This window comes from Dellaglioa sp. BT-FLS60 (genome assembly GCF_054941065.1).
Map to the genome: position 1 here is coordinate 76235 of NZ_JBSOLI010000026.1, position 12825 is coordinate 89059.

Consider the following 12825-nt stretch of genomic DNA (forward strand, 5'->3'; position numbering starts at 1 on the left):
AAACCCATAAAGCCGTTAAACCGACTTTATGGGTTTTTATATTTATGTTAAAGGAGACCAATTCGTTCGAAAATAGCATCTACATTTCGAATATGATAATGATAATCAAAAGCATCATCCAAATCTGCTTCAGTTAATGCAGACATAATTTGGTCATCCGCCTCTAATAATGGACGGAATTGAATTTGTTCATCCCAAGAAATTGCTGTCTTAGGTTGAATTAAATCATATGCAGCTTCTCTAGACATGCCACTATCAATTAATTTAAGCAACACTCGTTGACTGTAAATAAGACCAAAAGTACGTCCCATATTTTTCTTCATGTTTTCTGGGAATACTGTTAATTCTTTAATTATTTTTGTGAATCGACGTAAAATGTAATCCAATAGAATAGTCGTATCAGGTAAAATAATACGTTCTGCAGAACTGTGTGAAATATCACGTTCATGCCATAGCGTAACATCTTCAAAAGCGGTTACCATATGTCCACGAATAACACGTGCCAATCCCGTAATATTTTCTGAACCAATTGGATTACGTTTATGTGGCATCGCTGATGATCCTTTTTGCCCTTTGGCAAAGTATTCTTCAACTTCACGTGTTTCACTTTTTTGTAAGCCACGAATTTCTGTTGCCATTTTTTCAATTGACGTTGCTAACAAAGCCATTTCTGCCACATAGTTAGCATGTAAATCACGTGGTAAAACTTGTGTTGAGATTTCTTGTGGTCTAATGCCTAAATGTTCACAAACAAACGTTTCCACAAACATTGGAATATTTGCAAATGTTCCCACAGCGCCACTAATTTTCCCTGCCTCAACATCTGAAGCTGCTGTTTCAAAGCGCGTTTGATGACGTTTCATCTCTGAATACCATAATGCAATTTTCAAGCCAAATGTTGTAGGTTCAGCATGAACGCCATGTGTTCTTCCCATCATAACAGTATCTTTATATTCAACTGCTTTATCAGCTAAAACAGCCATAAATGCTTCAATATCCTTACGCAAAATGTCATTAGCCTGTTTCAAAATAGACCCATAAGCTGTATCAACAACATCAGTAGAAGTCAGTCCATAATGAACCCATTTTCGTTCTTCTCCAAGAGATTCCGAAACGGCTCTTGTAAAAGCAACAACATCATGTTTTGTTTCTTGTTCAATTTCTAAAATACGATCAATATCAAAACTAGCATTTTTGCGAATCTTTGCGGCATCTTCTGCTGGCACATGGCCTAATTCAACCCAAGCCTCACTTGCTAATGTTTCCACTTCCAACCAAGCTTTATATTTATTTTCATCTGTCCAGACGGCACCCATTTCAGCATTTGTATAACGATCAATCATTATTATCTTCCTCTCTTAGTCCCAAATTTTTGTTTGATAAATGTCAGTTTTCGCTTGCTTTAAATCATCCGTTAAGATTGTGATATGTCCCATTTTACGATCTTGTTTCGCTTCTTCCTTACCATAAAAATGAAACCGCCATTGAACTTCATTTTGAATTTCATTTAATACAGGTTGAACATGTTGTCCTAAAATATTAACCATAATAGCATGAGAAAGCAGTTGTGGTTTCGGCATTGGTAAATTACAAATCCCTCTAATATGTGCTTCAAATTGTGACAAAGAGCAAGCCTCAATCGTTAAATGACCTGAATTATGTGGTCTAGGCGCAATTTCATTAACATAAATTGATCCTGAATCCGAAATGAAAAATTCAATGCCCATCGTTCCAACAGATAAACAGTCATCGGCAATTTGGCTAGCAATTGCTTCAACTTTTACTGCTGTTTCAGTAGATATCCGACTTGGACAAACACTTTCATATAGAATATTATTGCGATGTTGATTTTCAATAATTGGAAAAATACTTTGTTGTCCGTACTCATTTCTGGCAATAATGGCAGAAACCTCACGGTCAAACTGAACGAAACCTTCTAACACACAACGTTCATTTTGAACAAGCGCTTCTGCTTCTGGCAAATCATGGCTGGTTTTTAAAATAACTTGACCTTTACCATCATAACCACCACGTGTTGTTTTTAAAATAGCTGGGTAACCAATTATTTCAATCGCATTTTGTAAGTCAACTAAATTTTGTATGACCTTAAAAGGCGCAATTGGGAAATCATGTGCCGCTAAAAATTGTTTTTCACTAATTCTGTCCTGTGAAATACGTAGTGCTGTTGAACCTTGTGGCACATAACAATATTGCTTTGCTGCATCAATTGTATCGGCATTCACATTTTCAAATTCAAATGTCAATACGTCACACATTTTTGCAAGCTCTAAAATGGCACTCTCATCATCATAATTTGCGACAACTTGTCTATCCGCAACTTGAGCAGCTGGGCAATCTTCTTGTGGGTCTAAGATAATAATACGGTAACCCATTTCTTTTGCCGATGTGGTCATCATTTGGCCTAACTGCCCACCACCAATAATACCAATTGTTTGTCCCGGTAATATCTTTTTAATCAAGTAAATCACTACTTTCCAAAGATTTTTGGCGAAGTGCTGATTGATATGATTTCAAATGGTGTTTTATTTTTGAATCGCTTAAGGCACAAATTTTTGCAGCAAAGATACCAGCGTTTGTTGCGCCAGCTTTCCCGATAGCCATAGTTGCTACCGGCGTTCCTGCGGGCATTTGAACAATTGATAGTAAAGAATCTATTCCGTTTAGTGCATGTGACTGAACAGGAACACCTATTACAGGAATAATAGTTGACGCCGCAATCATTCCTGGTAAATGAGCAGCACCACCTGCACCTGCAATAATAACCTGATAGCCTTTTTCCTCCGCGCTTACTGCGAATTCATACATTTCTGTTGGCATTCTGTGCGCCGAAATGACTTTTTTGTCATATTCAATGCCAAGTTCATCTAATAAATTGGCCGTAAATTTCATCGTCGTCCAATCGGAAATTGATCCCATCACAATTGCTATTTCTGCCATTTGATTACCTCCAAATTTAATAAGCCTATTCTATCAACAACTTAGCGCTGTGTCAAAGCAAAAAAAGGACTATTTTAAAAATAAATCAAAAATAGTTCGTATTTTAGCGTTTATTGTGTCTGTATTTACCGTTAATATTTATTTTTTCAAAAAAATAAACGACCCAAATTGGTATCGTTTAAATCACTTTTTTTAATCCTGTATATAGTTGCAACTTACTTCTAGAATTTAAAACAATAGATTTTTTACCATCATTTAAATAAAAAGAAAGTCCATATCTCCGTATCTTCACTTTTTTTATTTCAGAAATTACAATCGTTTCATTATGTCTTCGAATCACTTTAGTTAATTTAATATTTTTGTCATCAATAATTAGTTTACGGCTAAATATTTGAATAACTGACACAAAAAGAAAAAGTATAAATAAAATAATCGTCCAAATCTGTAATGTTGTTATTTCTAACCACAAGAATAGACTACTTAAAAATAAACAAAACGTCCATGACCATAAAATAACTGTTTTAGCTAGTTCAGGCTGATAAAAATAGGTCTTTTGATGTCCTTGCATAATTACGATTCCTCTCTGAAAATCCAAAATAATTCGTTCCTGTTTAAAGCTTAACATAATTGGTCAAATATTCTATATTTTTCCAAAAAAAAAGATGAAACTTAAAGTTTCATCTTTTTGTACTTTATCATTTATTATTTAATAACTAAGAAACGATCATCGTCAGCCATAAAATCTTTGTCGCCTGCAGCTGCTTCAATTGAACCGAATGGCATTTCTGCACGTAATTCCCAGTTTTCAGGGATGTTAAAAGCATTTCTGATTTCAGCATCAATAAGTGGATTGTAATGTTGTAAACTTGCACCAAGTCCATTTTCGGCTAATGCTGTCCAGACACTTTGTTGTGCACCACCCAAGCCTTGTTCTGCCCATACTCTGAAGTTTTCAGCGTATAAAGCAAAATCTTTTTCGTTTTGAGCAACAACATCAGTATCAATGAAGTATAATACAGTACCAAAACCTGCACGGAATGTAGCAATTTTTTCTTGAGTTTTCTTGTATGCTTCAGCATTAGGAACTTCAGATTCAAGACGTTTTTCAACGATATCCCAAACTTTATCTGAGTTTTTACCAAATAAAATTGCTGCTCTAATTGTTTGGTTATTAAATGAAGTTGGTGATTATTTAATTGCACCTTCAATAACACTAATAATTTCATCAGGTGTTTGACTAACTTTATCACCTAAAGCATAAATTGTGCGACGTTGTTCCATAAGATCTAATAATTGAGTTTTCATAGTTAAGTTCTCCTTCTCTAATTGAATAACTTAATTATATCACTTACTTTTAATAAGTAAAGCAATACGACCTTTTTTTTAATTTATTTTTATAAATACATTAATTAAGCGAAATAAAAATTAAAATAACGCCGCACATTCATCCTTCTCTATAATGATTAAACCATAGCTTAGTGTTTAATTCGACTATTATAACTCATTTAATTCAGTTGAAATTAACTTATTTCTAAAAAATAAAATAATTAAGGTTAGGATTAACACCATAATCCCTAAAAATGGTAGCAAAATAACGCCGACACTATTCAACATGAACCCACCTAAGGTTATTCCTAATGTAGTACCAATATTTCCAAGTGAAATAAATAAGCCATTAGCAAAATTAGCAGCTTCTGGAATTGATGAAGCAACTAAATATTGTTGAATATTGTTCCCAATCCCATAAATAATTCCCCATACCAATACAATTACAAACATGATACTTACATTGGTATTAATCATCAACATTACGGCATATACAAAAATAAGCAAAATAGGATAAATTCTAATCAATTGCTTTGGTTTACTACTTAAATAAGAACCAGCAATCAGATTTCCGACTAAACTAGCTAATCCGAAAAAGAATAATGCAAAACTTAACTGATTAGCAGAAAAATGACTAACGTTTCCTAAATAATCTGATACATATCCATATACACTGAACAACGATGCACCAATCGCAATTGTGCCTAATCCCGAAATCCATAATGCTCTTTTTAATAAAATAGATTTCATTGATCCATTTTCAGCTGCTTTTGTAGGTTTGTCGCTTGAATTGACACCATTATATTTTGGCAGAAAAATAACATTCAGTATCAGAGCAACTGCGCTAACTAACGTAAAAAATACCATTGCGGCTCGGTAAGAGACATGACTAGCAATGATTGCTGTTATCGGTGTACCTAACACCATCCCAGAAGATACCCCCATCATTACTCTAGAAACTGCCTTAGAGGATTCTTTATCATCTACTGCTTTAGCGGCCAATGTAAAAGCCAACGAACAGTAAACGGGATGAAACACTGCTGGAATTAGTCGACCGACTAAAGCAACTGTAAAATTAGGCGCATAGGCTGACACCATATTAGACAATACAAAAATTCCTAATACAGACAGGAGCACATGCTTAGTATTTAATCGCCCCATTATAACTGGCATAATTGGCCCACTTATCGCTACTATAACGGCAAATAAACTAACAAGTAGTCCCGCTGTTGTTATACTAACCTGAAATCGAGTCGCAATTATTGGAAGTATGCCAATAATGCCAACCTCAGTGTTTAAAATACTGAAAGTTCCAAAAGCCAGAGTGAAAATTAATAATTTTGTTTTATTCAAAATAAATACCACCTCATTTATTTAATATGCTTAGTATATCGGCCAATCCTAGTCATGTAAAATATCTATTATGAATTAAAAACAATGCCTAAAACGAATTGAAACTGTATACTATATTTATAAACAGACTTAAATTAAGAAAAGAGGCATAATTATGGAAACAAGGATACTTAATTACTTTTTGAAAATCGCTCAACTAGGAAATATGTCAAAAGCCGCCAATGAATTACATATTACGCAACCCACACTAAGCCGCCAACTTAAAAATTTAGAAAGTTTATTAGAAACTCCGCTTTTTAATCGTGATAATAAAAAAATGACCCTCACGAACTCAGGAATTATTTTCCAAGAACGTGCTCAGCAAATTGTTAGTTTAATTGAAAAATCGACACAAGATGTTATCAATAATGATGCCTTAAATGGCACTATCGCTATTGGTTGCGTTGAGTCTTCCGTAGCTAAATTTTTAGGAGCCATAATTATGGCTTTCCACGAACAATATCCAAATATAAAATTTTCTTTGTATAATGCTGATGGTGATGATATAAAAGAAAAAATTGATAGCGGTCGAGTCGACCTTGGCTTTTTGCTTTCACCTGTAGAGGTTGCCAAATATGAATTCATAAAGTTACCCGTAACTGACAATTGGGGTATCGTGGTTCCTAAAAATACTTCGATAGCTATTAAAACTAGTATTAATACTGCAGAGCTTACATCATTACCTTTGATTATTCCTGCTAGATCTATTGTTCAGAATGAAGTCGCTTCCTGGGCTAATATTCCCACTAAAGAACTAACAATTGTTGGGTCTCAAAATTTATTAAGCAACGCCTTATATCTCGTTAAGGAAAAACTAGGTTATGCGCTTTGTGCCTCTGGTGCGTATTTAAATAGACCAGACATAGCTTTAACTTTTATTCCGTTATCATCTAGTTATAAAATAGAACATATGATGGCATGGAAAAAAAATCAGAAAACATTTACCGCCGTACAAATATTTATAGACTTCGTAAAAGAACATTATTTAAGCCATTAGGCACCATTACAAGCATTAAGATTTCTCTATAAAAACAATAATTCTATACTTTTGAGTGTTGATGAGAAATCATCGACACTCTTTTTTTGAAAAAAAAGGGTCTACAATATCTATTGTTGGGTAATTAAAAAAAAACAAAAGTCATAAGACTTTTGGTTACGGGGTCATCTAAGTTTCACTATCCATTTCACCTATAAAAGAAAAATTAATAAAAAAGAAGGAATCTCCGCATGTCTAATCAAACTATTTTATACACTCAAAGTACATACAAAAAAAGTCCTAATCACTAAGTAATCAGAACTTTCATAATATTATCTAACAACAGTTGACGAAGAGCCTTACTAGGCTCTTGGCTTGCGTTTACCCCAGTATTGGAAGTAATCCGTTCTCAACGAACCATTGTATAATTTACGTTTCTTAGATGCTCTTGATCCGTAATATTCTTCAAATGTTAAATCACTTGTCAAAATGTATTTACTCCATGTAGGCATTTTTTTGTAAACAACACCCATTTGTTTATATAATACACGCACAGATTCAGTATCACTTAAACGTTCACCATATGGTGGATTAGCAACGATGACCCCATATTCTTTTTCTGTTGTAAAATCTTTTGCAGCAAGTTGCTTAAATTCAATGCTATCTAAAACACCGGCTTCAGCTGCATTTTTCTTAGCAATTTCAATCATTCCAGCATCAATATCATAACCAGCAATATCTAAAACAACATCAAGGTTAGCTTCACCTTTTGCTTTCTCTCTTAACCGATCAAAGAGACCTTTTTCAACAAAGTCCCAATCTTCAAACACGAAATAACGGCCAATACCAGGTGCAATATTATGGCCCATCAATGCAGCTTCAATTGGAATTGTTCCTGATCCACACACTGGATCGATAAAAGGCTTTTCTGGATACCAATTAGTTAACATAACTAAAGCAGCAGCCATATTTTCTTTCAGTGGTGCATAACCTTTTTCAACACGATAACCACGTTTGAATAAACTACTTCCCGTTGTATCAAGTGTCAATAAAACATTATCTTTATTGATAGCAACTTCCAATGGATACTTAGCACCTGTTTCTGGCAAACGAGTTGTTCGGTGATAAACATCACTTAGTTGATCTACAATTGCTTTTTTTACAATTGCTTGTGCGTCTGGCACACTGTAAAGTGTTGATTTTTGAGATTTACCTTGAACAGGGAATTCAGCATCTAATGGTAAAAATTTATCCCAAGAAATTGCTTTTGTCTGTTCAAATAAATCATCAAAAGTTGTCGCAGTAAACTCACCAACGATAATTTTGACACGGTCCGCTGTTCTCAACCAAAGATTTGTATTGATAACATCTTCCATTGTACCTTCGAAACGAACGCGACTGTTTTCTACTTGAACATCATAACCCATATGTTTAAGTTCATTTCCAACAATTGACTCAATACCGCTAGCTGCGGTTGCCAATAATTTAAAAGTTTCCATTCTGCACCTTCACTATAATTTAATTTTTTTAATAAAAAAAACTAGGATAAAAGAAAATCCTTCATCCTAGTTCATCCTGAAATCATGTAAATTTCTATAAGCCATGTTTTGTACGTCATCCATCTCAGGCGATGAAATCAGTGGTAATCATCTATCTCCAGATATTATCTGCCCCCATGATTTGTTCATTTCCGTCATGAAGCGCCCCTACCAAAGTTTGGGTTGCCTACTCGTGGGGTTTACCGCGTTCCAGCAATATCGTTTCCAATATTGTATCGTCTCTGTGGCACTTTACAGATTACTTTGACATAGTCGAAACCTTAGTCATTTTATCCGCCGTTACCCGAAGGTACCTTGGCTTATTTTTTCACCAAGCACGAACACTACAAGCATCTCAGCTTGTGCAAGCATGGACTTTCCTCAGCCTAAATTAATAGACCGCAATTACCCGAAATTTACACTGAATCTAATAATAAATCATTGAATTAACTTAAAATTGATTTCTAGAATTTTGATCTTCATCTAATTGAGCACCAAACACCCGACGTTCCAAATTTGATAAACGTTTAAGAATATCCATATTTGAAGTTGTAGACGTTGTTTGTGTTGTTTGTGAACTCTTACCAACAGTAACCTGTTTAGTGAGCTCATCAACTTGTGCAATTAACCGATCATTTTCTTCTTGAACTCTTTTGACTTCTTTATCAAGGGTTTCATAATCTTTAATAACGTCATCAAGAAATTCGTCAACTTCTTTAGAATCATACCCGCGCATCTTAGTTTCAAAATGTTTTTGTAAGATATCTTTAGGTGAAAAATTAACATCTGTCATATTCGTACACCTCATCACTAATTCTCATAAATAATATTAATACCTGTTTATTATAACAGAATTATTTAATAATTCAAATGATTATTTCGTTCTTCTTCAATTTCATTTGCAACATCCTCTAATGCCATGAAATCTATCATCTGTAATCCATAATCTCTTGATTCCTTAACCTGTTTAATTTTCAATAAATCAAATTTTGTTTTGCCTTCATTTTCTGGATCATAGACTAACAGAGCCCCATCCGTATGATCAATCATAAAAGCTTGATAATTTTTTAATTGTTGTGGTGATTGATAAACGTCTTTACTTATATTATCAGTAAAATCTACGTCACTTAATAGATTATTTAAAGTTATTTTTTTGTCATCTTTCCAATTATTACCAAATTCTCTAAACGGTAACATAAGCGCTACTTTAAAATCAGGATATTCTTTTTTGATATCAAGACAAACTTCAACAGTCCACTGTTCAATGCCAAGTTGTGGCCCTGTAATCACCCACTCCAAGCCATTTTCAATTTCATTAATAATGTATTTTTTAATAGAACTCTTGATAATTGTTATTTTCAAGTCGGTTTCATTAAAAATGCCCAACTCATATGTTCGGTAACCTGTCACCCATAAACGTTTCATAATTGCTTAGACATCCTTTCCTTATATTAAAAATATGTTACCAAATTCTTTAAAGCTATTAAATTATAGCACTTATTGTTATAATACTTTAGATTGGAGCGTGAGATAATCGTGAGTATTAATTATCCTAATGGTAAACTTTATGAACCTTCACCTTTAAGTACGCCAAAAAAATCAAATATGTTATTGTTTGGTAAACGAGGAATGTCATTAGAAGCTGATATCAATGCCAGCAACGAATTCTACCTCGCTAATAACCTTGCAGTCATTCATAAGAAACCAACACCTATCCAAATTGTGAAAGTTGATTATCCTAAACGAAGTGCAGCTGTCATTAAAGAAGCTTATTTCCAAACGGCATCAACAACTGATTATAACGGGATATATGATGGTCACTATTTAGACTTTGAGGCTAAGGAAACTAAAAACAAAACTTCATTTCCGCTAAGCAACTTTCATGAGCATCAAATTATCCATATGAAAGCTTGCGTGTTACAAAAGGGAATCAGCTTTGTTATAATGAAGTTTGCAACTTTGGACAAGATTTACTTGCTACCATCTAAGACGCTCTTTGCATACTGGGATAAACAAATTAATGGTCGTAAATCAATTCCATTGAAAATAGTCCAGACTGAAGGGTTCGAAATACAATATACTTTAAATCCGGTTATCCCCTATTTAAAATATGTTGATAAAATGATAGAGCATCTATAATTAAGGCTTTATGTAATTAAAGGAGAATTTTATTTATGGCTACAACTGATAACAAAGGTACAACTCGTGTTTCACGACGCGAACAAGAGTTAAAAAATAGCAAAAATAACAACAAAGGAAAACCTAGTAAGGGTAGACTCTTCAAACGTATTTTTCTAAGTTTGATTGGCCTAGTTGTTATTAGCGTAATTGCTGGTATCATTCTATTTTTCTATTATGCAAAAGACGCACCAAAAATAACGTCAAGTAGCTTAGAAAGTACACCAGCAAGTGTTATTTATGCAAAAGATGATGAAGTTATCACCACTTTAGGAACTTCAAGAATTTATGCCGATTCATCTGATGTTCCACAGACATTAAAAGATGCCATTGTTTCAATTGAAGATAAACGTTTCTATAAACATAATGGTGTTGACCCTGTTCGAATTGCTGGTGCGGCATTATCAAATATCACTGGTGGCTCAACGGGGCTTCAAGGTGGTAGTACTTTGACACAGCAACTCATCAAATTATCGGTCTTTTCGACAAAAGCATCTGATCAAACGATGAAGCGAAAAGCACAAGAAGCATGGCTCGCTTTACAAGTTGAACGTAAATTCAGTAAATCTCAAATTTTAACGTTCTATACCAATAAAGTTTTCATGGGGAACGGAATTTACGGGATGCAAACTGCCGCAAATTACTACTTTGGTAAAAAATTAAATAAATTAAATGTGGCACAAATTGCCATGCTAGCTGGAATTCCTAATGCGCCATCTTCTTATAATCCTTACGCACATCCAAAATATGCAAAGGTACGTAGAGATGAAGTAATTGACGCGATGTTAGCAAACAAAAAAATTACAACTGAAGAAGCAAGTAAGGCCAAACAAACGCCTATCACTTCAGGATTGAGAACATCACATTCTACTGAAAAAGATACGTATAACGCAAAAATTGCTGATTCTTACTTAAAAGAAGTCATTCAATCTGTTAAAAATAAAGGTTTAGATCCATATAACAGTAGTCTTAAAATTCATACAAACTTAGATTTAGATGCTCAAAAACAGCTTTATAAAATTGCTAATACAAATGATTATGTCATGTATCCAGATAACAAAATGCAATTAGCTGTCACAATGGTTGACTCAAAAACTGGTGCTATCTCGGCTATGATTGGTGGCCGTAAACAAACCAACGTTACATTTGGGTATAATCGTGCAGTAGCAACTAGTCGAAGTAACGGTTCAACCATGAAACCAATTATGGATTATGGTCCCGCTATTGAATACCTAGACTACCCAACAAATCAAAAGGTCAAAGATACGAAATATTATTATCCTGATGCGACAACAAATCAATTAAACGATTTTGATCATAGCTACCTTGGTACAATGACTATGCGCAATGCTTTAATTCAATCGCGTAATATTCCTGCTATTCGAACACTTGAAGCAGTTGGTTTACCTCGAGCACAAAAATTTATCAAAAAACTTGGTATCTCTAAGAATCAAGCTGAAACTTATGCATCTGGTATCGGTGGCAGCGTATCGACAACACAAAATGCCGAAGCATATGCAGCCTTTGCCAATGGTGGTACTTATCACAAGGGCACTTATATCTCAAGTATCGTCAAAAAAGATGGGACAGTTTTAAATTATTCTAGTTCAGGTAGTAGAGCTATGAAGACTTCAACAGCTTATATGATTACGGATATGTTGAAAGGCGTTATTAGCAGTCCTAGTGGTACAGGAACGGCAGCACAGATTCCTGGTCTTTACCAAGCCGGCAAAACCGGAACAACGGATTATCCATCAAACGTTGCTGATAAGTTCCCTTCTAATGCTGCTATGGATTCTTTATTTTCTGGTTATACTAAAAACTATGCAATTGCAGTTTGGACGGGTTATGATTCACCTTTAGTCCCAGATAATTACTTAAATGTTAGTTCTCAACGATTAGCTACAGGTATTTATAAAAGCTTAATGCAGTACGTTTCACAATCTGCTTCCAACACAGATTGGATAAAGCCTTCTGATGTTTATCTAAATAACGGTGAATTATCATTAACAGATTCATCAACTGCAACAATGACAACATCAGATAACAGTAGCAGCTATTCAAATATACCTGCTTCAGGAAATACTGCTAATCAAAGTAGCCGTTCAAGCGCTCCAGAGAGTTCAAGTTCTTCTTCAGAATCTTCAGAAGAATCTAGTTCTTCTAGCAGCGAATCGGCAAAAGTCGCTAGTTCTAGCACCAGCTCTTCTGCTAGTTCTTCAAGTGCTCCTTCTAATAAAGATAAAGCATCATCAGCTAGTAATAAAGTCGCTTCATCTGCTCCTCATCAAAATTAATATAAAAAAGTGCCTGTCAACAGTCAGTATTTGGGCTCTACAATATTTGTTGTTGGTGATAGAAAATCTATCACTGGCGGCAATTTTTTTATATAATAATACAAAAAAGGGAACTTCGTTTCCTTTAATGGCCAGCCAGCCCAAAAGAAAGAGGTTCCCT

The 12825-nt window shown here is 34.4% G+C and carries 11 protein-coding genes, 1 other RNA gene and 1 pseudogene; 3 read left to right on the plus strand and 10 right to left on the minus strand.

From position 1 onward, the window contains the following. Positions 1-47: 47 nt before the first annotated feature. The 6 genes and pseudogenes from purB to ACVQ8P_RS01290 form a co-directional block, all read right to left on the minus strand. The gene (purB, locus tag ACVQ8P_RS01265; protein WP_462297031.1) at positions 48-1343 is read right to left on the minus strand and encodes an adenylosuccinate lyase; all 1296 of its coding nucleotides are present in this window, start codon (positions 1341-1343) and stop codon (positions 48-50) included. 15 nt (positions 1344-1358) lie between these two features. Further along, positions 1359-2480: a 5-(carboxyamino)imidazole ribonucleotide synthase gene (gene purK, locus ACVQ8P_RS01270; protein WP_462297032.1), complete on the minus strand. Its 1122-nt coding sequence runs from the start codon at positions 2478-2480 to the stop codon at positions 1359-1361. Next, the gene (gene purE / locus ACVQ8P_RS01275) at positions 2473-2958 is read right to left on the minus strand and encodes a 5-(carboxyamino)imidazole ribonucleotide mutase (RefSeq protein WP_462297033.1); all 486 of its coding nucleotides are present in this window, start codon (positions 2956-2958) and stop codon (positions 2473-2475) included. The genes purK and purE overlap by 8 nt, the downstream gene beginning before the upstream one ends. A 178-nt stretch (positions 2959-3136) precedes the next feature. Then, complete coding sequence (locus ACVQ8P_RS01280; RefSeq protein WP_462297034.1) at positions 3137-3526, minus strand: EbsA family protein; 390 nt, start codon at positions 3524-3526, stop codon at positions 3137-3139. Between the two features lie 134 nt (positions 3527-3660). Next, positions 3661-4263 (minus strand): annotated as a pseudogene (locus ACVQ8P_RS01285) (nitroreductase family protein). 189 nt (positions 4264-4452) lie between these two features. After that, positions 4453-5637 (minus strand): MFS transporter, encoded by a 1185-nt coding sequence (locus ACVQ8P_RS01290; protein ID WP_462297035.1) that lies wholly within the window; start codon positions 5635-5637, stop codon positions 4453-4455. 154 nt (positions 5638-5791) lie between these two features. Between ACVQ8P_RS01290 and ACVQ8P_RS01295 the strand changes: the two genes are divergently transcribed. After that, positions 5792-6673, plus strand: coding sequence for a LysR family transcriptional regulator (locus ACVQ8P_RS01295; RefSeq protein WP_462297036.1), 882 nt, complete (start codon positions 5792-5794; stop codon positions 6671-6673). A gap of 341 nt (positions 6674-7014) precedes the next feature. On the opposite strand, the gene ACVQ8P_RS01300 is transcribed toward ACVQ8P_RS01295, so the two are convergent. From ACVQ8P_RS01300 to ACVQ8P_RS01315, 4 genes are all read right to left on the minus strand, one after another. Then, complete coding sequence (locus ACVQ8P_RS01300; protein ID WP_462297037.1) at positions 7015-8151, minus strand: THUMP domain-containing class I SAM-dependent RNA methyltransferase; 1137 nt, start codon at positions 8149-8151, stop codon at positions 7015-7017. 92 nt (positions 8152-8243) lie between these two features. Further along, positions 8244-8607: RNase P RNA component class B (gene rnpB, locus ACVQ8P_RS01305), an RNA gene on the minus strand. A 34-nt stretch (positions 8608-8641) separates the two neighbouring features. After that, complete coding sequence (gene gpsB / locus ACVQ8P_RS01310) at positions 8642-8983, minus strand: cell division regulator GpsB (protein WP_462297038.1); 342 nt, start codon at positions 8981-8983, stop codon at positions 8642-8644. Between the two features lie 65 nt (positions 8984-9048). After that, positions 9049-9615, minus strand: coding sequence for an SLOG family protein (locus ACVQ8P_RS01315; RefSeq protein ID WP_462297039.1), 567 nt, complete (start codon positions 9613-9615; stop codon positions 9049-9051). A gap of 111 nt (positions 9616-9726) precedes the next feature. Here ACVQ8P_RS01315 and recU point away from each other — a divergent pair, with 111 nt between their 5' ends. Together recU and ACVQ8P_RS01325 are read left to right on the plus strand one after the other, a co-directional pair. Next, positions 9727-10329: a Holliday junction resolvase RecU gene (recU, locus tag ACVQ8P_RS01320; protein ID WP_462297040.1), complete on the plus strand. Its 603-nt coding sequence runs from the start codon at positions 9727-9729 to the stop codon at positions 10327-10329. 35 nt (positions 10330-10364) lie between these two features. After that, complete coding sequence (locus ACVQ8P_RS01325) at positions 10365-12665, plus strand: transglycosylase domain-containing protein (protein WP_462297041.1); 2301 nt, start codon at positions 10365-10367, stop codon at positions 12663-12665. Positions 12666-12825 lie beyond the last annotated feature (160 nt).